Source organism: Kitasatospora sp. NPDC001175, from assembly GCF_053598215.1.
Genome location: NZ_JBSFJU010000001.1, coordinates 175,634 through 201,384, shown reverse-complemented (window position 1 = coordinate 201,384; position 25,751 = coordinate 175,634). Strand labels below are relative to the sequence as shown.

Here is a 25,751-nt window from a genome sequence, read left to right as displayed (position 1 = left end):
ACGTTGTGGTCCCGAGGCTGCACCATGGAGTTGTGGAGCACCTCGGGGACCGGCGGACAGAAACTGCGGCGAAGAGTGCGGCCGCAGGAGGCTCGGCGATCGGAACGGAACAAGGCATCTCCGGGCCGGCAGTGGCTTCGGAGGGCGGGGCGGGAGGCGGCGCGGTGCGCACGGCGGCGACGCACGGTGGTGCGGTGCATAACGTTCCGATGCACAACTCCGGACGCGGTGCCGCGTTTTCCGGTTCGACCAGGCACCATGGACCGATGTACGACGACGAGGCTCGGTCCGACGAGCACCCGCCCGGTGCTCCCATCGCGGATCAGGCGGATCGGTCGTACCCGGAGGAGGACGAGGTGCGTCCCCCGGTGCTCGGTGCCGGCGGCTCGGCACAGCTCGCCGGGCTGGTCGCGGCCGCCGTGCGCGGCGAGGGTCCCGCGATCGACGCGCTGCTCGCCTACGTCCATCCGCTCGCCCTGCGTTACTGCCGGGGCCGGCTGGTCCGGCTGCCCGGCGGTGCCCGGCACCACGTGGACGACGTGGCCCAGGAGGTCTGCGTCGCGGTGCTCTGCGCGCTGCCGCGCTACAAGGACGAGGGCCGTCCCTTCGAGGCGTTCGTGTACGGGATCGCCGCGCACAAGATCGCGGACCTGCAGCGGGCCGCGATGCGCGGCCCCGGCTCCACCGTGATCCCGCCCGACGACCTGCCCGAGCTGCCGGACGAGGCGCTCGGCCCGGAGGAACGGGCGCTGCTCAGCAGCGACGCCGCCTGGGCCAAGGAACTGCTCTCCAACCTGCCCGCCAGGCAGCGCGAACTCGTGCTGCTGCGGGTGGCCGCCGGGTTGTCGGCGGAGGAGACCGGCGAGGTGCTCGGGATGTCCCCGGGGGCCGTCCGGGTCGCTCAGCACCGGGCGTTGAGCCGGCTGCGGGCGCTGGCGGAAGAGTCCTCGTAGTTCGGGTGTTGTCAAGGAGCGCGTTCCATTACCCCGGACACCAGTACCATGGGGTATCGGCGCCTGGTCGGGTTGCCCAAAGTTTCGTGGGTGTGCGCGGGGTCCTCCCGGAGGATCCTCCAAACGCCGAAGCGTTCTGGTGGCCTGGGCCCTGCGCTGGTGCGCGCGCGGGTGGATGGGGCCGGTTGTCCCGGCCGCTCCTCCGCCCTGCTGAGAGCGACGCGCCCGGAACCCCTCACCGGACGTGATTCAGATCGACGGCCCCGCCACGGAAGGTCCCCCTCACATGTCTTACAACGCCGCAGGCGTACCCGAGAAGTTCGCCATGCTCGGGCTCACGTACGACGACGTCCTGCTGCTGCCCGGGGCCTCCGAGGTGCTGCCGAACCAGGTCGACACCTCCTCGCGGGTCTCCCGCAACGTCAGGCTGAACATCCCGCTGCTCTCGGCGGCCATGGACAAGGTCACCGAGTCCCGGATGGCCATCGCGATGGCCCGCCAGGGTGGCGTCGGTGTGCTGCACCGCAACCTGTCCATCGAGGACCAGGTCAACCAGGTCGACCTGGTGAAGCGTTCCGAGTCCGGCATGGTCGCCGACCCGATCACGGTCGGCCCGGAGGCCACCCTGGCCGAGGCGGACGCGCTCTGCGCCAAGTTCCGGATCAGCGGTGTGCCGGTCGCCGACCCCGAGGGCAAGCTGCTCGGCATCGTCACCAACCGCGACATGGCCTTCGAGACGGACCGCAGCCGGCAGGTCCGCGAGATCATGACCCCGATGCCGCTGATCACCGGCAAGGTCGGCATCTCCGGCGAGGAGGCCATCGGCCTGCTCCGCCGCCACAAGATCGAGAAGCTGCCGCTGGTCGACGACGAGGGCCGGATCAAGGGCCTGATCACCGTCAAGGACTTCGTCAAGGCCGAGCAGTACCCCAACGCCGCCAAGGACGCCGAGGGCCGGCTGCTGGTCGGTGCCGCCGTCGGCGCCTCCGCAGAGGCGTTCGACCGCGCCCAGGCCCTGGTCGGCGCCGGTGTCGACTTCCTGGTCGTGGACACCTCGCACGGCCACAGCCACAACGCGCTGGCCTGGATCGCCAAGATCAAGGCGGCCGTGAACGTGGACGTCATCGGCGGCAACGTCGCCACCCGGGACGGCGCCCAGGCGCTGATCGACGCCGGCGTGGACGGTGTGAAGGTCGGTGTGGGCCCGGGCTCGATCTGCACCACCCGGGTGGTGGCCGGCGTCGGCGTGCCGCAGGTGACCGCGATCTACGAGGCCGCGCTGGCCTGCCATGACGCCGGCGTGCCGATCATCGGCGACGGTGGCCTGCAGTACTCCGGTGACATCGGCAAGGCGCTCTGCGCCGGTGCCGACACCGTGATGCTCGGCTCCCTGCTGGCCGGCTGCGAGGAGTCGCCGGGTGAGCTGATGTTCATCAACGGCAAGCAGTTCAAGTCGTACCGAGGCATGGGCTCGCTGGGCGCGATGCAGACCCGCGGCCAGGCGAAGTCCTTCTCCAAGGACCGCTACTTCCAGGCCGAGGTCAGCTCCGACGAGAAGCTGATCGCCGAGGGCATCGAGGGCCAGGTGCCCTACCGCGGTCCGCTCGCCGCGGTGCTGTTCCAGCTGGTCGGCGGTCTGCGCCAGACCATGGGCTACGTGGGTGCGGCCACCATCCAGGAGATGCAGACCAAGGGACGCTTCGTCCGGATCACCTCGGCGGGCCTCAAGGAGAGCCACCCGCACGACATCCAGATGACCGTCGAGGCGCCGAACTACACCAGCCGCTGAGCGGTCGCCGAGCGCTGAGCTGACGCCGAGGCCCGCTGCCGTCCATCGGGAACGGTGGCGGGCCTTCGGCTTGGGTGCGGGCGGTCGGGAAGTCGGGTCGGGAGACGGGCCCCTGCCCGGCCGTGCGTGAGAAGGCGGAAGGCCGTGGTCGGCCGGTCGCACCCCGAGTGCCCCGGAGCGGCGGTGCGCCTCCCGCCTGCGGGTCCCCGCAGGCCCGGCCTTCCGCCGCGCACAGTTGATCAAGCGGAGCCTCGCACCCCTGACCGGCGGCCCCCGTCCGCGGGCCGGCGCCGAGCGCTCAGGGGCGCCGGTGCGGGATACTGGGGTGCGGTCGGGGTGACCCGGCGCGAGTTAAGCAAGCAGCAGAAGGGCTCGAAGTGACTGAGATCGAGATCGGGCGAGGCAAGCGCGGCCGCCGGGCGTACTCCTTCGACGACATCGCCGTCGTCCCCAGCCGTCGCACCCGGGACCCGAAGGAGGTCTCGATCGCCTGGCAGATCGACGCCTACCGCTTCGAGCTGCCGTTCCTGGCGGCCCCGATGGACAGCGTGGTCTCGCCCGCGCAGGCCATCGCGATCGGCCAGCTCGGCGGCCTCGGGGTGCTGAACCTCGAGGGCCTGTGGACCCGGTACGAGGACCCGCAGCCGCTGCTGGACGAGATCGCCGCTATCGAGGACGAGGCCGCCGCGACCCGGCGCCTGCAGGAGGTCTACGCGGCCCCGATCCAGGCCGACCTGATCGGCAAGCGGATCAAGGAGGTGCGCGAGTCCGGTGTGGTCACCGCCGCCGCGCTCTCGCCGCAGCGCACCGCCGAGTTCTCCAAGGCCGTCGTGGACGCCGGTGTGGACGTCTTCGTGATCCGCGGCACCACGGTCTCCGCCGAGCACGTCTCGGGTGCCGCCGAGCCGCTGAACCTGAAGCAGTTCATCTACGAGCTGGACGTCCCGGTGATCGTCGGCGGCTGCGCCACCTACACCGCCGCGCTGCACCTGATGCGGACCGGCGCGGCCGGTGTGCTGGTCGGCTTCGGCGGCGGTGCCGCGCACACCACCCGGGGCGTCCTGGGCATCCAGGTCCCGATGGCGACCGCCGTGGCCGACGTGGCCGCCGCCCGCCGCGACTACATGGACGAGTCCGGCGGCCGCTACGTGCACGTCATCGCGGACGGCGGCGTCGGCTACAGCGGCGACATCGCCAAGGCCGTCGCCTGCGGCGCGGACGCGGTGATGATCGGTGCCGCGCTGGCCCGCGCCACCGACGCCCCGGGCAAGGGATTCCACTGGGGCATGGAGGCCGTCCACGCCGAGCTGCCGCGCGGCAAGCGGGTGGACCTGGGCACGGTCGGCACCACCCAGGAGATCCTCACCGGCCCGTCGCACACCTCCGACGGCACCATGAACCTCTTCGGCGCGCTGCGCCGTGCGATGGCCACCACCGGCTACTCGGAGCTCAAGGAGTTCCAGCGGGTCGAGGTCACCGTCAACCCGGCGCTCAACCACCGGTAGGCGCCGGCGCCGCGGCGCTGACGGACCGTAGGAACGCGGCAGGGCCCCCGCTTCGGCGGGGGCCCTGCCGCGTTCCGGTGTGGTGATCTCGGTGTACTCGCCGGGAGATTCGGTGAACGGCTGCGGCCGGCGGCGAAAGCAATGGGCGGGTCCGCGGCCATTTCTGATGGCCGGTCGGGCACGTAGCATCGTCCTACCGGCCGGAACCCGACGATCAGACCCGGGGCGGGTGGTGGGGCGCGCCGGGGACAGGGGATGATGGAGGCTTGGCGTTCGGAGCCCCACCGCCGGGCGCAGTCCACGGCCCCGGCCGGTCTGCTCGCGGCTCCTGCCGACGCGCCGTCATCCCGAACGCCGCCGCACAAGGGGGAAGAGGCACCAATGACCCAGCCGCAGGGTTCCACCGGGCGTCTCCTCGCCGGCCGCTACCGGCTGAACGAGGTGCTCGGCCGGGGCGGGATGGGCACCGTGTGGCGGGCCGAGGACGAACTGCTCGGCCGGATCGTCGCCGTCAAGGAACTGCGCATGCAGGGCGGTACGGACGAGGAGGAGAAGCACCGTCTGATCGTCCGTACGCTGCGCGAGGCCAAGGCGACCGCGCGGATCAGGCACACCGCCGCCGTCACCGTCTTCGACGTGGTCGAGGAGGACGAGCGGCCGTGGATCGTGATGGAACTGGTCGAGTCGCGCTCGCTGGCCGAGGTCATCAAGGAGGACGGCACGCTGAGCCCGGCCCGCGCAGCCGAGATCGCGCTCGAGGTGCTGGGCGTGCTCGGTGCGGCGCACAGCCAGGGCATCCTGCACCGTGACGTCAAGCCGTCGAACGTCCTGATCGGCGAGGACGGCCGGGTCGTGCTCACCGACTTCGGCATAGCCAGCGTCGAGGGCGACGCCTCGATCACCTCCACCGGCATGCTGGTGGGTGCGCCCTCGTACATCTCGCCCGAGCGGGCGCGCGGGCAGAAGCCCGGACCGCCCGCCGACCTCTGGTCGCTCGGCGGCACGCTGTACGCGATGATCGAGGGCAAGCCGCCGTACGACCGGGGGGCGGCACTGGCCACCCTCACCGCGGTGATGACCGAGTCCCTGCCGAAGTCGGAGAAGGCCGGGCCGCTGCAGCCCGTCATCGAGGGCCTGCTGGAGAAGGATCCGGCCAAGCGGCTGGACGCCTCCACCACCCGCTCGATGCTCAAGCGGATCGTCGCCGACGCGACCGCCGAGGCGGAGTCCACCACCCAACAGGCCGTGCCCGCCCCCGCCGCCGACGTGCCGGCGGCCGCGCCGAGGAAGTCGGCCAAGGCCGCCGCGAAGGCGGAGCAGGCCGCGGCCAGGGCGGAGCAGGCCGCCTCGAAGTCCGAGCAGGCCGCCAAGGCGGAGCAGCCGGAGGAGGCCGAGGCCCCCAGGCGCGGCGTGAGCGGGCTGCTGGGGACGGTCCGGGTCGGCAGCCGGGCGGCGGAGCAGCCCGCGGCGGCGCCCATACCCGCGCCCGCGCCCGCGCCGGTCAGCGGATTCGAGACCACGATGGTGCCCTCGGGGACGAGGCCGACGGCCGGGGTGCCCGGGCTGCTCCGCCGCCCGGCGGTGCTCGCGGGGGCCGCGCTGGTGGTCATCCTGGTGGTGGTCGCGGTGCTGTTCGTGGTGCTGCGGGAGAAGGGCCACGGCAGCGCGAGCGCGAGCTCCGGGAACGCCGGTATCCAGCGCGCGTCCGCGTCCGCCGTGCCGACCGCCACCGGGGCCGCCGCCCCGGCACCCGCCGCCAGCCCCAGCGGCTCCGCCACTGCCTCCGCCACTGCCTCCGCCAGTGCCTCGGACTCGCCCGGCAGCGCACCCGCGTCGTCCTCGCCCGGCCCGTCCACCGGCGGCTCCCAGGTGCCGGAGGGGTTCTACCGGTACCAGGACGGCTCGGGCTTCTCGATCGTCCTGCCGGACTGGCTGAAGGACCAGGGGCCCGACTACCACGACACCAGCCGCAAGTTCACCGGCAACGGCGTGAAGCTGGTGGTGGACTGGAAGACCCCGCCCGGCAAGAGCGCGCTCGCGGACTGGCAGGACGGCGACAAGACCAGCACCATGAGCAACTACCACCGCATCCGGGTCGAGCAGATCACCTACCGGCAGTGGACCAACGCCGCGGACTGGGAGTGGACCAGCAGCAGCAACCCCGTGCTGCACTCGCTCAACCGGGGTCTCGTCACCGGCAAGTACGGCTACGCGCTCTACTGGATCACCCCGGACGCCGACTGGAACTCGAGCGCCAACGCGCAGGCCAGGCAGGTCGGTTTCGACACGTTCCAGCCCGCGTCCTGAGGCGTTCTGCAACCGGTGGCGGCGGCCGGCCGTCCTTGACGGCGACGGGAGACGAGCGGCCCGACCTGATTCCCAGTCCAGCGAGGAAGGCCCATGCGAGCGGCTCCAGGCCAAGTGGTGGCCGGACGGTACCGGTTGACGGACCATCCGGACGGCCGCGGCATGCTCGCGCAGGACCAGCAGACCGGTGACCAGGTGCTGCTGTACGCGCTCGACCTGCCCGGGCTGCTGGTGCCCGGGCGGGCAGCAGCCGGTCCGGACCCCGCGCACGGCGAGTGGATCGCCCGGCGGGCGGCGGCCGCGGCCGAGTGCGCGCCGGAGCACCCGAGGCTGCTGCGGCCCGTCGAGGCCGTGGCGGAGGAGGACCTGCTCTGGGTGGCCGAGGAGCGTCCGCCGGGTTGCTCGCTGGCCGCTCTCGCCGGTGCGGGGCCGCTCCCGCCGTACCGGGCCGCGGAGATCGCCGCCGACCTGGCGGCCGGGCTGCATGAGCTGCACCGGGCCGGGCTGGCACACGGAAACGTTGCGCCGGAGAGCGTGGTGGTCTGCGAGGACGGTGCCGCGCTGCTCGGCGGCCTGCTGCTCGGGGCGGCCGAGGAGGAGCTGTGCGCGGCCCTGGGAGGCCCTGGTGACGCCGCGCCGACCCCGCTGCAGGCCAGACGGATCCTCGACGCCAGATCCCTACTGCTGGGCCCCAGGGCCGAGCGCTGGGCGCTGGAGACCGGTCCCGCCGCGGACTGCTGGGCGCTGGGCGTCCTGCTGTACCGGCTGCTGACCGGCCGTGCCCCGTACCCGGAGGACGACCTGCCCACCCTGCTGGCCGCGATCCGGGCCGGGCACCCGGGGCCGATGGACGGCTGCGGGCCGCTGGCGCCGCTGGTCGAGCGGCTGCTGCGGTCCGAGGCGGCCGCCCGGCCCGGGATCGCCGAGGTCCGGCGGGAGCTGGCCACGCTGATCGGCGCGGCTCCGGAGCCGTACGGGCCGCGGCCGCAGGGTGTGCAGGAGTTGCCGGTGCGCCGTCCGCGCGGGCCGCTGGTGCGCCACCCGAACGGTCCGGCCATCCGGCGGAGCAGACCGGAGCGGGTGGTGGCACACCGGCCGTCGGCCCTGCCGCCCGCGCTGCTGGGGCCGCTACTGGTGGCCGGGGTGCTGGTGTTGCTGGTGGTGGCACTGGTGCTGGTGGTTTCGCTGGCGGGCTGAGCGGCTCGTGGGCATGCGTACCGCCCGACTGGACGGTCCGAGACGAGGTGAGGTCTAGGTCACACCCGGGTCAGCCGGCCGGGTCGGAATTCCGGGCGTGGAGTCGGGCGCCTAACCTGTGCATGGAAGTTGTCCTATCGGTGAGTCAACGGTGCACCGGAACCACCTCCGTCAAGGTGACGGTGGGCTGATGAGGGGGAACGGTCGCCATGGGCGTGCAGGACCAGTCGGCGCAGGCCAGAGAAGCGCAGCGAGTGCTGGTCGGGCGCTACACGCTGGGCGAGCGGCTGGGCCGCGGCGGCATGGGAACGGTCTGGCGGGCGCGGGACGAGATGCTGGACCGCGAGGTGGCGGTCAAGGAGCTCACCGTCAACCACCTCCCCGAGGAGGAGCTGGAGATCCTCCAGTCCCGGATGAAGCGCGAGGCCAGGGCCGCCGGGCGGATCAAGCACCCGGGTGTGATCACCATCCATGACGTGGTGGAGCAGGACGGCCGGCCGTGGATCGTGATGGAGCTGATCGACGGCCGCTCGCTGGCCGACGTGATCAGCCAGGACGGCACCCTGCAGCCCAGGGAGGCCGCCGAGGTCGGCCTGCAGGTGCTGGCCGCGCTGCACAGGGGCCACCAGCTGGGTGTGCTGCACCGCGACGTGAAGCCCGCCAACGTGCTGCTGGAGCACAACACCGGCCGGGTGGTGCTGCTGGACTTCGGCATCGCCACCTTCGAGGGCTCCACCGAGCTGACCCGGCCCGGCGACCTGGTCGGCTCGCCCGACTACCTCGCGCCCGAGCGGGCCCAGGGTGAGCGCCCTGGCCCGGCCTCCGACCTGTGGGGCCTCGGAGCGACGCTGTACGCCGCAGTGGAGGGCCAGTCGCCGTTCCGCCGCACCTCGCCGATCACCACCCTGGCGGCGGTGGTCGGCGACCCACTGCCGGAGCCGCGCCGGGCCGGGGCGCTCGGTCCGGTGCTGGCCGCGCTGATGGCCAAGGACCCGGCGGACCGGCCGAGCGCGGACGAGGCCACCCGGATGCTCGCCGAGGTGACCGCCGGGCACACCATCGGCATCAGGGCGGTGTCGAAGGGCGAGCCGCGGATGCCGACCCAGGCCGTCCCGGTGGTGGACCGGGCCGAGCCGGCCGTCGAGGAGGCGGACCGGCCGGCCGACCCGGCCGTCCCCGCCGCCGCCCCCGCTGTCGAGTCGGCGCCCACCCAGACGGCGATGCCCGCGTCCGCGGACACCGAGCCGCCCGCCGCGGCCCGGCCCAGGCGCCGCAGGGGCCTGTGGATCGCGGTGGCGTTGGCCGTCGCCGCCGCGCTGGCCGCCGGTGCCGCGTTCGCGGTACCCGAGCTGCTGCGCGACGACCACCCCACGCCCCCGCCCACGCCCACGCCCACGGCGCCGGACCCGGGCCCCACCGTGACCATCTCCGCGGCGCCCGCCACCGGCCCGGCCCCCACCGGCTACACCTGGGTGGACGATCCGGCGGGTTTCCGCTTCCCGGTTCCGAGTGACGGCGCGCCCTGGGTGCGCTCGACGCAGGGTGTCGAACAGATCATCTACAGCCCCGACGGCGGGCTGCACTTCGTGCAGTTCTCGAAGACGGTCGCCCAGTCGCTCGGGCCGCGCGAGCACTTCCTCGAGATGGAGCGCGACCTGATCAAGAAGCTGAAGGACTACCACCGGGGCAGCCTGGTCGACGCCAAGGTGAACGGGCACGAGGCCGCGTCCTGGGACTTCACCTTCGTCGGCAGCAAGGACGGGATCCGGCGCCACGCCAAGGAGGTGGAGTACCTGGACGACAAGGGCACCTCGTACGGCATCTACGTGTGCACCCCGGAGAAGGACTGGCTCACCGGGCAGCGGCGGTTCACCACGGTGCTCAACAACTTCAGCACGCGCTGAAACCGCCCACCGCGACTGGACGTTCGGTCGCGATCGCCTGTTACCGACGGGTACCGCAGTGGCCGCCGAGCGCCTAGGCTGCGCTCATGACGGACATCACGGCAGATGGTCAGGCCCCCGGCCGGGGCGAGCGGCGCAACCCGGCGGCCGGCGGCGGCGCGCGTACGGTCGCCGCGGCCGTACCGGCCTCGCTGGTGGCCCGGCTGGCCCGGAGCATCACCGCGGCCGGTGAACCGGAGCTGGTGCACACCACCGCCCCGCTCACCGGGGAGCGGCTCGCCGCGCTGCCGCAGTCCACCCCGGCCGACGTCGAGGTGGCCTACCAGCTGGCGCGGCGGGCGCAGCGCAGCTGGGCCGCGCTGCCCGTCCGCCGCCGTGCCGCGGTGCTGCTGCGCTTCCACGACCTGCTGCTCAAGCGGCAGGACGAGGTGCTCGACCTGATCCAGGCCGAGACCGGCAAGGCCAGGCTGCACGCCTTCGAGGAGGTGCTGGCGGTGGCGATGGCCGCCCGGCACTACGGCCGCCGGGCGGAGGGCTATCTGCGCGACCGGCGCCGCTCCGGGGCGATCCCGGTGCTCACCCACGCCGTGGAGTCCCGCCGCGCCAAGGGGGTGATCGGCCAGATCTCCCCGTGGAACTACCCGCTGGAACTCTCCGTCGGCGACGCCCTGCCCGCCTTCGCGGCCGGCAACGCCGTGGTCAACAAGCCCGACACGCAGACCGCGCTGACCGCCCTGTGGGCCCGCGAGCTGCTGGTGGAGGCCGGACTGCCCGCCGACCTGTGGCAGATCGTGATCGGCGACGGACCGGTGATCGGCCCCGCCGTGATCGAGCACGCCGACTACGTCTCCTTCACCGGCTCCACCCGCACCGGCCGCCAGGTCGCCCAGCAGGCCGCCGCCCGGCTGGTCGGTGCCTCGCTCGAACTCGGCGGCAAGAACGCCATGCTGGTGCTCGCCGACGCCGATCTGGACCGTGCCGCCGAGGGGGCCGTCCGCGCTTGCTTCTCCTCGGCCGGCCAGCTGTGCATCTCGATCGAGCGGCTCTTCGTGCACCGCTCGGTGGCCGACGACTTCCTGGCCCGCTTCGTCGCCCGGACCGCCGCGCTGCGGCTCGGCGGCGGCCTGGCGTACGGGGCGGACATGGGTTCGCTGGTCTCCGAGCGGCAGTTGGAGACCGTCACCCGGCACGTCGAGGAGGCCGTCAAGGCCGGGGCCACCGTGCTCACCGGAGGGCGGGCCCGCCCCGACCTCGGCCCGCTGTTCTACGAGCCGACCGTCCTGGACGGGGTCACCCCCGAGATGGCGGTCTGCGCCGAGGAGACCTTCGGCCCGGTGGTGTCGATCTACCGCTTCGACACCGAGGAGGAGGCCGTCGCCGCCGCCAACGCCACCCCCTACGGCCTCAACTCCAGTGTCTGGACGAGGGATTCGCGCCGCGGCAGGGCCGTTGCCGCCCGGCTGCGCACCGGCACGGTCAATGTCAACGAGGCGTACGCGGCGGCGTACGGCTCGGTCGCCTCGCCGATGGGCGGCATGGGGGACTCCGGGCTCGGCCGCCGGCACGGCGCCGAGGGCATCCTGCGCTACACCGAGGCGCAGACCGTCGCCACCCAGCGGCTGGTGCCGCTCGCGCCGTCCTTCGGACTGGACGACGAGCGCTTCGCCGCGCTCTTCACCACCGGGCTGAAGGCCATGAAGGCCTTCCGGCTGAAGTAGCCGAACCCGGTTGTCCGGTACGTCACTTCGAAGGGAAAGCGGTATGGCGGTCGAGGGTGTGCACGACTACGACGTGGTGGTGATCGGTTCGGGGTTCGGCGGCTCGGTCGCGGCCCTGCGGCTGACCGAGAAGGGTTACAAGGTCGCCGTCCTGGAGGCCGGGCGCAGGTTCGGACCGGACGAACTGCCCAAGAACTCCTGGGACATCAGGAACTACCTGTGGGCACCCTCGCTCGGCCTGTACGGCATCCAGCGGATCCACCTGCTCGCCAACGTCCTGGTGCTCGGCGGCGCGGGCGTCGGCGGCGGTTCGCTGAACTACGCCAACACCCTGTACGTTCCGCCGAAGCAGTTCTTCGATGACCGCCAGTGGCGGCACATCACCGACTGGCAGGAGGAGCTCAGCCCCTTCTACGACCAGGCGCAGCGGATGCTCGGGGTGCGCACCAACCCGACCGTGACCCCGTCCGACGTCCATCTCAAGGACGCCGCGGAGAAGATGGGCGTCGGGCACACCTTCCACCTCGCCCCGGTCGGGGTCTTCTTCGGAGACGGCAAGGACTCGGACGGTCGCGCGAAGGCCGCGCCCGGCGAGGAGGTCGAGGACCCGTACTTCGGGGGCGCGGGCCCGCGCCGGAAGGCGTGCGTCGAGTGCGGCGAGTGCATGACCGGCTGCCGGCACGGCGCCAAGAACACGCTCACCGAGAACTACCTGTTCCTCGCCGAACGGAACGGCGCCGAGATCCACCCGCTCACCACGGTGGAGCGGATCCGACCGCTGGCGGCGGGCGGCTTCGCGGTGGACGTACGGCGCACCAACTCGGGCATGCCCGCTCGTTCCAGGGGGCGGGCCAAGGACCGGGCCAGGGCCGGGGCGCGGACGGTCACCGCCGCGCAGGTGGTGGTCGCCGCCGGGACGTACGGGACGCAGACGCTGCTGCACCGGATGCGCGACCGGGGCCACCTGCCCGCGCTCTCCGCCCGCCTCGGTGAGCTCACCCGCACCAACTCCGAGGCTCTGGTGGGTGCTTCGACCACCGACCGGCGCTACGGCTCGCGCGTCGACTTCACCAAGGGGGTGGCCATCACCTCCTCGATCCACCCGAACGAGAACACCCACATCGAGCCGGTGCGGTACGGCAAGGGGTCGAACGCGATGGGGGCGCTGAGCGTCCAGCAGGTGCCCGGGGCCGGGCGCGGGCCGCGCTGGCTGCGGTTCGCCGTCACGGCGCTCAGGCATCCGGTGATCTTCGCGCAGTCGCGGAACCAGCACCGCTGGTCGGAGAAGACCATCATCGGCCTGGTGATGCAGTCGCTGGACAACTCGCTGACGGTGTCGTTGAAGAAGACCGGCCCGGGGAAGGGCAGGCTCACCTCCCGCCAGGGGCACGGCGCGCCGAACCCGACCTGGATCCCGGCGGCGGAGGAGGGCGCCAAGGCACTGGCCGAATCGATCAACGGTTTCGCCGGCAGCACCGTCGGAGAGATCTTCGACATCCCGATGACCGCCCACTTCATCGGCGGCTGCCCGATCTCCGACCGACCGGAGAAGGGGGTCATCGACCCGTACCACCGCGTTCACGGCTACCCCGGGATCAGCGTGGTGGACGGCTCCGCGATCTCCGCCAACCTCGGGGTCAACCCCTCGCTGACCATCACGGCCCAGGCCGAGCGGGCCATGTCGATGTGGCCGAACCGGGGTGAGGCCGACCCGAGGCCCGTCCAGGGCGAGGAGTACCGGCGGGTGGCACCGGTGGTGCCGGTGCGGCCGGCGGTGCCGGCGGGGGCCTTCGGCGCGCTGCGGCTGCTGCCGCTGGTGCGGCGCGGCTAGGCCGGGTTGCTGGAAGCCGTGCGTCCGGTTGCCGCGCGGCGTGGAGAGCGCAGGGCAAAGGGCCCCGCGGGGGAACGGGGCCCTTTGTCGCTCAGCACACGGTGTCAGGGCAGCACCGGTGCTGGGGTGACGGCGCCGGGGGAGGAGCGCCGTCCGGACGGTTGGTCGTGGGTCGAGCCGGACGCCCGGCAGGGGTGGGCCGAGCGGCACGGGGGAACGGGTCAGCTCATCCCTCACGGAGCGTGAGGTGACAACCGTTTTCGTTCGGCGCTCAGGGCGGCCGCCCGGCGCCGGGAAGGTGTGCGGTACGAGGGCCCGGTCGACCCCCGCTCCAGCATCGTGGTGGACGGAGCCCTTACTGTGCAACCGATTCGACGCAGTTCGGCACAGTCCAATTTTCCGGGCCCGGCCTGCCGTACCCTGCCCGCCGCACGACAGGCCGTGCCGGACGGCAGGCGGAGGCCGACTACGTTCCGTAGTAGCCGGTGGGGCGGCGGCGTACGGGAGTGTGCCGGGGGCGGTCGGCGCGGGCGGTGCCGACCCTGGATGGTGCGGCGGACGGAACCGGGCGTCCCCGGCACCGGCCGCCGCACCTCCCTTGGTCAGTCGTGACCGGAGGCTGTCCCCTGCCACCCGGCCACTGCACCCGTGCACGGTCCCACGGCGGGCCGCGCCCGGTCTGGCCCGAGGACGGCAGCGCCACGCGCACGGGTGGACTGAGGTGAGATCCACGCGTGGTTCGGTGCCCGTACCGGGCGGCCCGAACCTGGGGGGTGCGAGCGCTCGTACGGTCGTGGGGTGCAACGAATCGCCGCACCCCGGGGTCACGGTGCGAAGCCTTGGCAACTGGGTGAAGCCACAGTCTTCCGGCCGCCCGGTAGACTCAAGGGCAGACACCCCCACAGTCGCCCGCCACCCTGCCAGGGGCGTGCCGCGTGCGACACCTCTTGATACCGCTGCCGGAAGGCCGTCTGTGTCCTCTGCTATTCCCGACCAGTCCGCACACGAGCTCGACACCGTCCTGGTCGTCGACTTCGGTGCCCAGTACGCCCAGCTCATCGCCCGTCGGGTGCGTGAGGCCCGGGTCTACAGCGAGATCGTGCCGAGCACCATGCCGGTTGCCGAGATGCTCGCCAAGAACCCCAAGGCGATCATCCTCTCCGGCGGCCCGTCCTCGGTCTACGAGGAGGGCGCGCCGCGCCTGGACCGCGCCATCTTCGAGGCCGGCATCCCGGTCTTCGGCATGTGCTACGGCTTCCAGCTGATGGCCATCACCCTCGGCGGCACCGTGGACAACACCGGTGCGCGCGAGTACGGCCGTACCCCGCTGACCGTCGTCAAGCCCGGCTCCACCCTGTTCGAGGGCACCCCCGAGCAGCAGTCGGTCTGGATGTCGCACGGCGACGCCTGCTCCGCCGCCCCCGAGGGCTTCGCCGTCTCCGCGTCCACCGACCTGGTGCCGGTCGCCGCCTTCGAGAACGACGAGAAGAAGCTCTACGGCGTCCAGTACCACCCCGAGGTGCTGCACTCCGACTACGGCCAGCAGGTGCTGGAGCACTTCCTGTACCGCGGCGCCGGGATCGCCCCGACCTGGACCACGAGCAACGTGGTGGACGAGCAGGTCGCGCTGATCCGCGAGCAGGTCGGCACCAAGCGCGCCATCTGCGGCCTGTCCGGCGGTGTGGACTCCGCCGTCGCGGCCGCGCTGGTGCAGAAGGCCATCGGCGACCAGCTCACCTGCGTCTACGTCGACCACGGTCTGATGCGCAAGGGCGAGACCGAGCAGGTCGAGAAGGACTTCGTCGCCGCGACCGGCGTCCAGCTGAAGGTCGTGGACGCGCAGGAGCGCTTCCTGACCGCGCTCGCCGGGGTCAGCGACCCCGAGGAGAAGCGCAAGATCATCGGCCGGGAGTTCATCCGGGTCTTCGAGCAGGCCCAGGCGGAGATCATCGCCGAGGCCGGCGCCTCGGGCCAGCCGGTCGAGTTCCTGGTGCAGGGCACCCTCTACCCGGACGTGGTGGAGTCCGGCGGCGGTACCGGCACCGCGAACATCAAGTCGCACCACAACGTCGGCGGCCTGCCCGAGGACCTCGAGTTCAAGTTGGTCGAGCCGCTGCGCAAGCTGTTCAAGGACGAAGTCCGGATGGTCGGCCAGGAGCTCGGCCTGCCGGAGGAGATCGTCCACCGCCAGCCGTTCCCGGGCCCGGGCCTGGGCATCCGGATCGTCGGCGAGGTCACCAAGGAGCGCCTGGACCTGCTCCGCGAGGCCGACGCCATCGCCCGCGAGGAACTGACCGCGGCCGGTCTGGACCGCGAGATCTGGCAGTGCCCGGTGGTGCTGCTCGCGGACGTCCGCAGCGTCGGCGTCCAGGGCGACGGCCGCACCTACGGCCACCCGATCGTGCTGCGCCCGGTCTCCTCCGAGGACGCCATGACCGCCGACTGGTCGCGCCTGCCTTACGAGGTGCTGGCCCGCATCTCCACCCGGATCACCAACGAGGTCCGCGACGTGAACCGGGTCGTGCTGGATTGCACCAGCAAGCCGCCGGGCACCATCGAGTGGGAGTGATCTCCCCCGGCTTCGAACGGCCGCGCCGCCGCTCCCGTGGGTTCGGGAGCGGCGGCGCGGCCGTCTGCTGTGCAGACGGTACCCGGGAAAGCCGTGCGAAACAGGGCAGAATCGGACCGGACCTGTCAGCAGTTGACAGGCGGTGAACAAAGGGGTCGGCATGACGGCGGCGAACGACGGAGCAGAAAGGCCGGGCAGAGCCGAGCTGGTGGCCAGGCTGCGAGCAGAGGCCGCCGGGTACGCCCTGCTGCCGTTGCGGATCTTCCTCGGGGCCACCTTCGTCTACGCGTCCATCGACAAGCTCTCCGACCCGCACTACCTGGCGGGCTCCGGCGACCCGGCCTCCTTCTACTCCCAGACCCAGGTGGTGAAGGCGTCCAGCCCGATCGGTTTCCTGCTCGGCCCCGCCCTGCACGCGCCGGCCTTCTTCTCGCTGCTCGTCGCCTTCGGCGAACTGGCGGTCGGGCTCGGCACGCTCTTCGGGCTCTGGGGCCGGCTGGCCGCGCTCGGCGGCGCGGCGATCAGCTTCGTCCTCTGCCTGACCGTCAGCTGGAACGTCACTCCGTACTACCTCGGCAACGACCTCGCCTACCTGGCGGCCTGGACCCCGCTGCTGCTGGCCGGCACGCCGTACCTCTCGATCGACGGCTATCTGCAGCGGCGGGCCGAACGGGACCGGCAGCGCGGGCTGGTCGAGGGGCAGGTCAACCGGCGTTCGCTGATGGACGGCGGGATCGCCGCCGTCGCGCTCGGCGGGGCCGGGCTGCTCGCCGGGTCGCTGACGGCCACCTTCGGGCGACCGAAGAAGGCGGCCACCGGGCCCTCGACGGCGCCGTCCGGGTCCGCCGCCCCGTCCCGGGGGGCCACCGCGGCAGGCGGCCAGAAGCCCTCGGTGGCCGTCTCGGCCGTGCCGGTCGGGGGCTCTGCGCAGGTCGCGGACCCCGCCAGCGGTGACGCCGTCTACATCGTGCAGCCCAAGACCGGGCAGTACTGCGGCCTCTCCGCGATCTGCACCCACTCCGGCTGCACGGTGAACGCCCCGAAGGGCGGGCAGCTGTACTGCCCCTGCCACGGCTCGCGTTTCGACGCGGCGACCGGCGCGGTGGTCAACGGGCCGGCGACCAAGCCACTGCCCAGGTACACCGTCACCAGGAACGGCGACCGGCTCGACCTCGGCCCCCTGCAGAGCTGAGCCGTACGGGCGTCCCGCTCCCCACCGGCCGCCGGGCCGTAGCGAAGCCGATGGAACGGCTCGGCGCGCGGCCGCTTCCAGGCCAGCCCGTCAGCGGTTGCGGCGGGACATCGCGGTGACCGCACTGGCCAGGCCGGCCACACCGAGGACGATGAAGGTCACCGGGATGACGATCCGTCCGTTGACCGAGCGGTCGCCGAGCGAGGCCACCAGGTAGAGCACCGCGATCACGGTGAAGAGTGCGCCCGCGATCAGCGAGAACGGGTCGAGTCGGTGCTTCCTCATGCCTGCTCCACCTGGATGTCGCCGATTCCGAGCTTCACGGTCAGATCCACCGTCCCCCTGGACTTCTGGCCGTTGGTCGGGTGGATCACGAAGTCGCGGTTGTTGCCGATCCCGGAGTCGGCCTCGCTGTTCGGGGTCTGGATGTTGCCGATGCCGTTGCGCACCGTCAGGTGCACCTCCACGTCGGACGGCACGGTCACCTCGAGGTCGCCCCCGCCCATCCGGATCGTGGTGCTGAGCGTGCCGCCCGCCGGGTCGACCCCGCTCAGGTCGAGCTGGGCGTTGCCGGCGGCGAGCGCGTAGCCGCTCTGCAGCTCGGACGCCGAGGCCGGCGCCCAGACCCGGTCGCCGAAGGACGATTCGAGGGTGGCCCTGGAGCCGGAGAGCCCGGTCAGCAGGACGGTGAGCGCCAGCGCCGGGACGAGCAGCCCGCGGGCCCGGCCGAACTTCGCCGCGACCAGCATCGACACCCCGAGGCCCAGCAGCGCCGCCGCCAGCACGGTGGAGACCCGCGCCCGGCTGCCGTCGGCGTACGGGATCGCCCAGACCAGCGCACCCGCGCCGATCGCGAGCAGCAGCCCCAGCGGGCCGGCGAAGGAGCGGTGCCGCCGCGGCCTGGCCACCGCGGCCGCGCCGCCCGCCGGACCGGCCGCCGTGCCGGACTTGCGCAGCGGATCGCCCTCCGGCAGATCGGTGCGCTGCCACCAGGCCTGCGCCGGCGCGCCGAGCGGCCGGGCCGCCCCCGGCGGGAGCGTGTGCGCCAGGTACGGGTTGCGCTCCGGGTGGCGCGGGTCCCACAGGTAGCCGGACGGGCCGTGCGGCGGGGTGTCCGCGGGCTTCGTGTCCGCGGCGCGCGCCTGGGCGGGCTGCTCCTGCGCCGGCCGGCCGCTCTCGTCCGCGGCTGCGTCCTTCGCCCCCGCGGCTGCGTCCTTCGCCTCCCCGGCCGGTCCGCTCTCCTTGGAGAGGTCGACCCGCGCCCGGCCGTCCCAGTCGTCCATGCGCCTGTCGAACTCCGCCTTGCGCGCGTCCCAGGTCGCCCGGTAGCCGTCCCAGGTCGCCCGGTAGGCGTCCCAGTCGCCCTTGTGCTGGTCCCACCCGGCCTTGACGTCCTGGGCGACCCGCTGCCCCCACCGGGACCAGTCGAGCGGCCCGTCCTGGTCCACCAGCCGGTCGTACGGGCCGCCGGGGCGGTCGGCGCCCTGGCCCCTGGCACGCCGGCGGCGCTCCGGGTCGTGGCGGACCGCCAGGAAGATCAGGCCGGCCAGCAGCAGGAACGGGAACATCTGCCCGGAGTCGTCCATGGAGGAGAAGAACACCCCGGTGCCGATCACCGTCAGCAGCACCGCGCCGACCGACTGCCCGTCCACCCGTCCGGTCAGGACCCGCTGCAGCTCGGTCTGGCCCGCCTTGCCGTCGACCGGCTCCTTCGGGACGACCAGCCAGGCCAGCCCGTACAGGAAGAGCCCGAGCCCGCCGGAGAGGCAGAGCACCGCGATGACCACTCGGAAGACCACCGGGTCGATGTCCAGGTGCCGACCGAGACCACCGCACACGCCGGCCACCACGCGGTGGCTGTCGCTGCGGGTCAGCGGAGGCCGCTGATCCGGTCGGGGGGCGGCGGGGTCCTCCGCCGCTGTGGTCTGCTCGTCCGTCATGGACACCATCCTCCCGTCCGAAGCGGCCGGGCCCAACCGCCGGCGGCCCGGGACCGACCCTGATCTCCCCCTGAGAAGCAGCTCAGGGGCGTACCCTGATGCGCTCGGACGTGCAAACGTGTGACCATCGGTGACGTGGCAGCACCCGGCACCGACCCCAAGCCCCTCGTTCCTGACAGCCCGTCGGCGACGGGGCCCGACCCGACCGCGCACGACCCGCGGCGCCCGCCCTTCCGCAAGCTGTACCGCAGCCCGAACGGGCGGATGCTCGGCGGCGTCGCCCACGGGCTCGCGGTGCACCTCGGAGTGCCGGTCACCTGGGTCAGGGCCGCGTTCATCCTGCTCTTCTTCACCGAGGGCATAGGCGGGCTGCTGTACGCGGCGTTCTGGTTCGTGGTGCCGATCGGCATCGGCGAGCCCGCGCGCGGCGGCACCCAGTGGGTCTACCTGGGCGGCACCTTCGTCCCCGCCGACGGCGGCTACGGCGAACTGCGCAAGGGCGGGGAGGGCCGGCTCGGCCGGCTGCGCGAGCTGCTCCAGCGCACCTTCCACGGCGAGCCCGCCGGAGACGACGGCGCACCGCCCGAGGCGGCCACGCTCTCCCCGGGGAGCACCAGGGGCGGCCTCGGGCAGCTGTTCGCCCTGCTGCTGCTGGTGGTCGGCATCATGGCGCTGCTCAGCGCCCTGCACATCCAGACCGCCAAGCCGTACGTCTGGCCGCTGCTCACCGTCGGCGTCGGCGTCGCGCTGGTCTGGCGGCAGGCCGACGACTCGCGCTGGCAGCGCTGGTTCGGCCTGGAGGGCACCAAGCGCCGCGCCGCGTACACCCGGGTCGGCACGGGTGTGCTGCTGGTGGTGGCCGGCATCGTCGGCTTCCTGGTCCTGCAGAACAGCAGCTCCACCCTGGCCGCGGTGATCGAGGCTTCGGTCGCCGTGCTGGCCGGTGTGTTGGTGCTGGTCGGCCCGTACGTGCTGCGGATGTGGCAGGACCTCGGCGCCGAGCGGACCGCGCGCATCCGGGCCCAGGAGCGCGCCGAGATCGCCGCCCACATCCATGACTCCGTGCTGCACGCCCTCACCCTCATCCAGCGCCGCGCGGAGGACCCCAAGGAGGTGCTGCGCCTCGCCCGGGCCCAGGAGCGCGAGCTGCGGCTGTGGCTATACCGCCCGGAGGCCGCCGCCGAGGCCGCGCCCGACACCCTGGCCGAGCGGATCCGCGAGGTGGTCGCCGAGGTCGAGGACCGGCACGGTGTCGCGGTGGAGCTGGTCTGCGTCGGCGACTGCCCGATGGACGAGCGGATCGCGGCGCAGATGCAGGCCGCGAGGGAGGCGATGGTCAACGCGGCCAAGTACGGTGGCGGGGGACCGGTCCAGGTGTACGCAGAGGTGGAGGGGAGGACGGTGTCGGTGTTCGTCCGCGACCACGGCCCCGGCTTCGACCCGGACACCGTGCCCGAGGACCGGATGGGCGTACGGGAGTCGATCATCGGCCGGATGAAGCGCAACGGGGGCACCGCTCGGGTGCGGCCGGCGCCGGACGGCGGTACCGAGGTCGAGCTGGAGATGGAGAGGGTTCATGACTGACGCTGCACCGGAGCGGGTGGCGAGGGTCGTCCTGGTGGACGACCACCGGATGTTCCGCACGGGGGTCCGGGCGGAGATCGGCCGGACCGAGCTGACCGGCATCGACGTGGTCGGCGAGGCCGACGACGTGGAGTCGGCGGTCCAGGTCGTCGCCGAGCAGCGGCCGGACGTGGTGCTGCTGGACGTCCACCTGCCCGGCGGCGGCGGGGTGGAGGTGCTGCGGCGCTCGGCCCCGCTGATGGGGGAGTCGGGTGGAGTGCGCTTCCTGGCGCTGTCGGTCTCGGACGCCGCCGAGGACGTGATCGGCGTGATCCGCGGCGGTGCGCGCGGGTACGTCACCAAGACCATCACCGGCACCGACCTGGTGAACGCGATCTTCCGGATCGCCGACGGCGACGCGGTGTTCTCGCCGCGCCTGGCCGGCTTCGTGCTGGACGCCTTCGCAGCCACCGACACCCCGCCGGTGGACGAGGACCTCGACCGGCTCACCCAGCGCGAGCGCGAGGTGCTGCGGCTGATCGCGCGCGGCTACGCGTACAAGGAGATCGCCAAGCAGCTGTTCATCTCGGTCAAGACGGTGGAGAGCCATGTCTCGGCGGTGCTGCGCAAGCTCCAGCTGAGCAACCGTCACGAGCTGACCCGCTGGGCCACCGCCCGCCGCCTGGTCTGACCACCGCGAGCAGCGGCGGAGCCCGGACGCGCGGGTGCGCGTCCGGGCTCCGGCCGGTCCCGGCCCCGGTGGTCAGGTCCCGGACCGGGCCGAGGGGGCGTTCAGGGACTTCAACAGGCGGCGGCCCAGGTTCTGGCCGGGGAGCTCGACCAGGCGGTACGTCAGGTGGCTGAGCGCCAGGACGGCCGCCAGGAAGACCAGCGCGGGGCCGAACCTGCCCGGGCCGTGGTGCGGGAAGGCGTCATCGGGCAACAGCCAGTGGACCGCCTGCAGGACCGGGAGGTGGACCACGTACACCGAGTAGCTGATCGCGCCGAGCCAGGTCAGTACCCGGGGGAAGCTGCGGTTCCGCAGCAGCATGCCGAGGCCGAAGGTGGCCCAGGCGGCGGCGTAGGGGAGCGAGAACCCCACCCAACTGGTGGTCCAGGTCCGGTAGACGGCGTCGCCGTGGTTGTACAGGTAGCCGACCAGGACGCCGCAGAGCAGGACGGAGCCGCAGCACGCCAGACCCCACCGGCGGGATATCCGGCCGCGTTCGATGCGGTGGATCACGGTGCCGGCGAACATCGTCGCCAGGATCGTCATCGACTCGAAGAACGTCGACCTGGCGTTGAGGAACAGCAGCACCGCGCCGAGTGCGCCCAGTACCAGCGACCCGATCCGGACCAGGGTGTCCCGCCCGGTGAGGACGCAGACCAGGCCCGCCACCATGACCACGGCGGTGGCGGCGACCGTGTTCCGGGTCGAGCCGTCGTCGGTCGTGATCATCGCGGGTGAGACCGTGCCGCCCAGCAGCAGGGCGAGCGCGGCGAAGCCCACGGCGATCGGGGCGCTGAGCCGGTGCCGGTTCTGGACGAAGAGCGCGCCGACGAAGAAGTAGAAGACCATCTCGTAGCAGAGCGTCCACATCGCGCCCAGCGCGCTCGGCACGTTCAGCATCTCGTGCAGCAGCAGGCCGTTGGCGACGGCGAAGCGGACCGGGGTCTGGTGGGCGGCGTCGGGCACGGCGGAGTGGGCACGCGGCAGGATCAGCAGTGCGGCCGTGACGACCACGACGAGCAGCGGGTAGATCCGGAAGATCCGGCCGATCCAGAAGCCCCGGACATCGCCCCGCCGTTCCAGAGAAGCGGGAACAATGTATCCGCTGACCAGGAAGAACAACATGACGGCGTATATACCGAGATCGAACTCCCGGTTAATTGTTCCCCCGTACGGGATCAGGTGGATCAGCCCGAAATGGTGGATGGCGACCAGCAGCGCCGCCACTCCTCTGAGCGCATCCAACCAGCCCATGCGCAGGGCGGGTTGGGCCGGAGGGGGCCTGCCGGTGCCGTCAGCCGCGCTGGCATGCTGCTGTTCGATTACAGTCACGACTCGCAGGCTAGTCCATGCATACCGCGTAGGTGCACCATTGCCCGTACCCGCACCGCCGGGCATAATCCTGCACCGCCGGGGGGTGAAGGGCTGATTTCTCCCAGGGTCATAATGGGTGCGCGCGGCCGTGTATACGGGCCGATTCGGAGTGCGCCGCGCACCGGCACGACCGCCGCCCGCCCGTATCGGCCCGAACGACGGAGCATGATGTCAGACACCTCGGTCGACGGCGGGACGCGCGCCCCGGCGGCGGTGCCCGCGCCACGTGCGCGGCGCCCGGCGGCGCGGAGCCCCCGCCGCCGTGGACCGCTGAACCGGCTGCTCGCTTCGGCGCGTTACGCGGCACCCGCCCTGCTCGGCTATGCGGCGGTGCGTGCGGTGGGGCTGGTGCTGCTGGCGCTGTGGGACCTCAAGCACGGCACCCACAGCCTGCACCGGCTGAGCACGATGTGGGACGCGTACTGGTACCAGGACATCGCGGTGCACGGCTACGCGGGCTCCAAGCCGGTGCCCGGGCCGAACGGCCCGTACCAGGCGTACGCGTTCTTCCCGGTCTACCCGGCGCTGATCAAGCTGGTCTGGTCGCTGCTGCCGCTGCCGGTCAACTACGCGGCGCTGCTGGTGGCCTGGGTCGGGGCACTGGCCGCGGCCTGGGGGATCTTCGCGGTGGCGGCCCGGTTGTACGGGCGGCGGACGGGCGTGATCGCCGCGGCCCTGTGGGGGGTGACCCCGTACGCCGTGGTGGAGAGCATGGCGTACTCCGAGCTGGTGTTCACCGCCTTCGCCGCCTGGGCCATGTACGCGGCGGTGACGCACCGCTGGATCTGGGCCGGGACGCTGAGCACCCTGGCAGGGCTGTCCAGGCCGACCGGTGTGGCGGTGGCGGTGGCGGTCGGCCTAGGGGCGTTCGGCGCCCTGGTGGTGCGCTGGTGGCGCCGCCGCGACCGGAAGACCAAGGCCCCCGCATGGTGGCGGCCGGTGCTCGGGGCCGCGATCGCACCGCTCGGCTTCGCGGGCTACATCGGCTGGGTCGGTCTGCAGAAGGGCAGCTGGGACGGGTACTTCAAGGTCCAGGAGGCCTGGGAGTCCCAGTTCGACTTCGGCCGCTCCACCTACAAGGTGCTGCGGGCCATGCTGATGAACGCCGAGCCGGTCTGGCTGACGGACGCGATGGTGGCGGGGACGCTGGCGGCGTCGGTGCTGCTCTTCGCGGTCTGCGTGCTGCAGCGCCAGCCGCTGACCCTGCTGGTGTTCAGCGGGATGATGCTGCTGCTGGCGCTCGGTGACGCGGCGTACTTCAACTCCCGCGCCCGCTTTCTGATCCCGGCCTTCGCCCTGCTGCTGCCGCTGGCCGCGGGGCTGGCCAGGCTTCGGACGAAGGGGGCGGCGGCGGCCGTGCTCGCCTTCGCCGCGCTCTGCTCCGCCTCGTACGGCGGTTATGTCGTCTTCGTGTACACCAACTCGCCCTGATGCTGGGCGATTGCCGGTTCTTGAGGTCACGTTGAAGGGGAGTCTGTGATGACCGCGAGCGCTACGGCCGCCGTACCGATAGCCCGGCGGGCGTCCGACCAGACGTCGGACGCCCGCACTGCGTCCATCGGACGCCTCCGGTGGCTCTGGCCGGCCCTGCTGATGCTGGCGATCGGGGGCTACGGCAGCTGGCGCCCGGTGCTGTGGCGCGACGAACTGGTCAGCTGGAACGCCGCCCATCGGACCGGCGGCGAGCTGTTCGACCTGCTCAGACACGTCGACGCGGTCACCGGCCTCTACTACCTGATGATGCACTACTGGGTGGCCCTGTTCGGCGACTCGCTGGTGGTGCTGCGGCTGCCCACGGTGCTGGCGATGTCCGGCGCGGCGGCGTTCGTCACGTTGACCGGCGAGCGGCTGTTCGGACGACGGGCCGGGCTGGCGGCCGGGTGCCTGTTCGCGCTGGTGCCGTCCATCTCCCGGTACGCCCAGGAGATGCGCGGCTACGCCTTCGTGGTGCTCGCGGTGGCGGCAGCGACCTGGCTGCTGCTGCGCGCGCTGGAGCAGTCCCGGCCGCTGCGCTGGGCGGCGTACGGCTGTGCGGTGACGGCCGCCGGGTTCTTCCACATGATCTCGCTGGTCTTCCTGGCCGCGCACGGGATCGTGGTGCTCGGCCGCTGGTGGCAGCAGCGGCGCCACCCCTTGCTGGTCGGCTTCGCGCTCTCGGCGGGGGTCGCGCTGCTGCCGGTGGTCCCGCTCGCGCTGCTCGGCCACCGGCAGGTGGGACGCCAGCTGAACTGGCTGACCGCGCCGACCCTCCAGTACGTCTTCGACACCTTCTGGCACATGCTGTTCGGCTCGGCCGCGGTGAGCCTGGTGGTGCTGGTGCTCGCGGTGCTGCCGCTGGCCTGGCCCGCCGGGCGGCGGTTCGCCGTCGAGATCGGGCTGATGGCGGTGCTGCCGATCGTGTTGGTCTGGTCGATGTCGCAGGGACCGACCGCGTACTTCCTGGACCGCTACCTGCTCTTCACCGTGCCCGCCTGGTGCGTCCTGGCCGGGGCCGGGCTGACCGCGCTGCGGCCGCGCTGGCTGCCGCCGCTGGGGCTGGTGCTGGTGCTGCTCCTCGGGGCGTACGACCAGCGCGCCATCCGCCGGGAGTTCGCGCATGACGGCCTGGACACCAAGGCGGCCGCCGCCGTGATCGCCAAGGGCTACCGGCCCGGGGACGGCATCGTGGCGCTGCGCGGCAGCCAGGCCGCGTACCTCAACCTGGACAGCGCGATGAGCTACTACCTGCCGCACTCGGTGCAGTTGAAGGACGTGCTGGTGGAGCGCAGCGCGCAGGCCATCGGCGACATCTACCCGCAGCTGTGCGCGGATCCCGTCGCCTGCATCGGCGACACGCGCCGGGTGTGGGTGCTGACCCCCGGCTCCTCGGTGGACAAGCCGCTGGACCAGTACGAGAAGCCGCAGGCCACGGCGCTGGACCGGCTGTTCCCGAAGCGGACCTCGACGCAGGTGCGGGGACTGGTCGTCACGCTCTTCGAGCGGTGAACCCCCGGGCCGGTGGCTCTCCAGGCGTAGGGCTTGCCGAGCTGGGTCCGGGCGAAGGCGATCGCGGCGGCGGCCCGCCCGGAGGCAGGCAGCGGCGCGCCGCCGGGCCCCGGGCCGTCGCCGGCCCGTTCCGCGGGTGAACGCCGAACGGAGCGGGCGTGGCAACCGTCGCGAACCGGCCGGGCGGTGGAGCT

Annotated in this window: 17 protein-coding genes and 1 pseudogene; 15 read left to right on the top strand and 3 right to left on the bottom strand. The window is 72.6% G+C overall.

Annotation, left to right across the window (positions count from 1 at the left end):
- The first annotated feature begins 266 nt into the window (after positions 1 to 266).
- The 11 genes and pseudogenes from shbA (at position 267) to ACWDAK_RS00780 (ending at position 16,965) form a co-directional block, all read left to right on the top strand.
- A complete protein-coding gene (gene shbA / locus ACWDAK_RS00830; RefSeq protein ID WP_344634777.1) occupies positions 267 to 953 on the top strand; it encodes an RNA polymerase sigma factor ShbA in 687 nt (228 codons plus the stop codon).
- 286 nt (positions 954 to 1,239) lie between these two features.
- On the top strand, positions 1,240 to 2,742 hold the full coding sequence (gene guaB / locus ACWDAK_RS00825) for an IMP dehydrogenase (protein ID WP_344634776.1): 1,503 nt from the start codon (positions 1,240 to 1,242) through the stop codon (positions 2,740 to 2,742).
- Positions 2,743 to 3,119: 377 nt separating this feature from the next.
- Positions 3,120 to 4,247 (top strand): GuaB3 family IMP dehydrogenase-related protein, encoded by a 1,128-nt coding sequence (locus tag ACWDAK_RS00820; protein WP_344634775.1) that lies wholly within the window; start codon positions 3,120 to 3,122, stop codon positions 4,245 to 4,247.
- Between the two features lie 381 nt (positions 4,248 to 4,628).
- Complete coding sequence (locus ACWDAK_RS00815; protein ID WP_427392822.1) at positions 4,629 to 6,554, top strand: serine/threonine-protein kinase; 1,926 nt, start codon at positions 4,629 to 4,631, stop codon at positions 6,552 to 6,554.
- A gap of 93 nt (positions 6,555 to 6,647) precedes the next feature.
- Positions 6,648 to 7,751: a protein kinase family protein gene (locus tag ACWDAK_RS00810; protein WP_427392823.1), complete on the top strand. Its 1,104-nt coding sequence runs from the start codon at positions 6,648 to 6,650 to the stop codon at positions 7,749 to 7,751.
- A 209-nt stretch (positions 7,752 to 7,960) separates the two neighbouring features.
- Positions 7,961 to 9,655 carry a serine/threonine-protein kinase gene (locus ACWDAK_RS00805; RefSeq protein ID WP_344634772.1) on the top strand — a complete coding sequence of 565 codons (1,695 nt, stop codon included), beginning with the start codon at positions 7,961 to 7,963 and terminating at the stop codon, positions 9,653 to 9,655.
- 86 nt (positions 9,656 to 9,741) lie between these two features.
- Complete coding sequence (locus ACWDAK_RS00800) at positions 9,742 to 11,373, top strand: succinic semialdehyde dehydrogenase (protein WP_427392824.1); 1,632 nt, start codon at positions 9,742 to 9,744, stop codon at positions 11,371 to 11,373.
- A gap of 43 nt (positions 11,374 to 11,416) precedes the next feature.
- A complete protein-coding gene (locus ACWDAK_RS00795) occupies positions 11,417 to 13,204 on the top strand; it encodes a GMC family oxidoreductase (RefSeq protein ID WP_344634770.1) in 1,788 nt (595 codons plus the stop codon).
- 973 nt (positions 13,205 to 14,177) lie between these two features.
- Positions 14,178 to 15,773 carry a glutamine-hydrolyzing GMP synthase gene (gene guaA, locus ACWDAK_RS00790; RefSeq protein WP_344634769.1) on the top strand — a complete coding sequence of 532 codons (1,596 nt, stop codon included), beginning with the start codon at positions 14,178 to 14,180 and terminating at the stop codon, positions 15,771 to 15,773.
- Between the two features lie 160 nt (positions 15,774 to 15,933).
- A pseudogene (locus ACWDAK_RS00785) lies at positions 15,934 to 16,446 on the top strand (DoxX family protein); the annotation flags it as partial.
- A gap of 48 nt (positions 16,447 to 16,494) precedes the next feature.
- On the top strand, positions 16,495 to 16,965 hold the full coding sequence (locus ACWDAK_RS00780) for a QcrA and Rieske domain-containing protein (protein ID WP_425557539.1): 471 nt from the start codon (positions 16,495 to 16,497) through the stop codon (positions 16,963 to 16,965).
- A 90-nt stretch (positions 16,966 to 17,055) separates the two neighbouring features.
- Here the strand turns inward: ACWDAK_RS00780 and ACWDAK_RS00775 are convergent, their stop codons facing one another.
- A complete protein-coding gene (locus ACWDAK_RS00775; RefSeq protein WP_344634767.1) occupies positions 17,056 to 17,250 on the bottom strand; it encodes a hypothetical protein in 195 nt (64 codons plus the stop codon).
- Positions 17,247 to 18,905: a PspC domain-containing protein gene (locus ACWDAK_RS00770; RefSeq protein ID WP_344634766.1), complete on the bottom strand. Its 1,659-nt coding sequence runs from the start codon at positions 18,903 to 18,905 to the stop codon at positions 17,247 to 17,249. Before ACWDAK_RS00770 ends, ACWDAK_RS00775 begins: the two co-directional genes overlap by 4 nt.
- Before the next feature lie 135 nt (positions 18,906 to 19,040).
- On the opposite strand from ACWDAK_RS00770, the gene ACWDAK_RS00765 reads away from it, so the two are divergent.
- Both ACWDAK_RS00765 and ACWDAK_RS00760 read left to right on the top strand, forming a co-directional pair.
- The gene (locus ACWDAK_RS00765) at positions 19,041 to 20,489 is read left to right on the top strand and encodes a PspC domain-containing protein (protein ID WP_425557530.1); all 1,449 of its coding nucleotides are present in this window, start codon (positions 19,041 to 19,043) and stop codon (positions 20,487 to 20,489) included.
- Complete coding sequence (locus ACWDAK_RS00760) at positions 20,482 to 21,159, top strand: response regulator transcription factor (protein ID WP_344634765.1); 678 nt, start codon at positions 20,482 to 20,484, stop codon at positions 21,157 to 21,159. The genes ACWDAK_RS00765 and ACWDAK_RS00760 overlap by 8 nt, the downstream gene beginning before the upstream one ends.
- Before the next feature lie 72 nt (positions 21,160 to 21,231).
- On the opposite strand, the gene ACWDAK_RS00755 is transcribed toward ACWDAK_RS00760, so the two are convergent.
- Positions 21,232 to 22,530, bottom strand: a complete 1,299-nt coding sequence (locus ACWDAK_RS00755; RefSeq protein ID WP_344634764.1) for an acyltransferase family protein — start codon at positions 22,528 to 22,530, stop codon at positions 21,232 to 21,234.
- 210 nt (positions 22,531 to 22,740) lie between these two features.
- Between ACWDAK_RS00755 and ACWDAK_RS00750 the strand changes: the two genes are divergently transcribed.
- Together ACWDAK_RS00750 and ACWDAK_RS00745 are read left to right on the top strand one after the other, a co-directional pair.
- Positions 22,741 to 24,003, top strand: a complete 1,263-nt coding sequence (locus ACWDAK_RS00750; protein WP_344634763.1) for a glycosyltransferase family 39 protein — start codon at positions 22,741 to 22,743, stop codon at positions 24,001 to 24,003.
- Between the two features lie 48 nt (positions 24,004 to 24,051).
- Complete coding sequence (locus ACWDAK_RS00745) at positions 24,052 to 25,557, top strand: glycosyltransferase family 39 protein (protein WP_427392825.1); 1,506 nt, start codon at positions 24,052 to 24,054, stop codon at positions 25,555 to 25,557.
- Positions 25,558 to 25,751 lie beyond the last annotated feature (194 nt).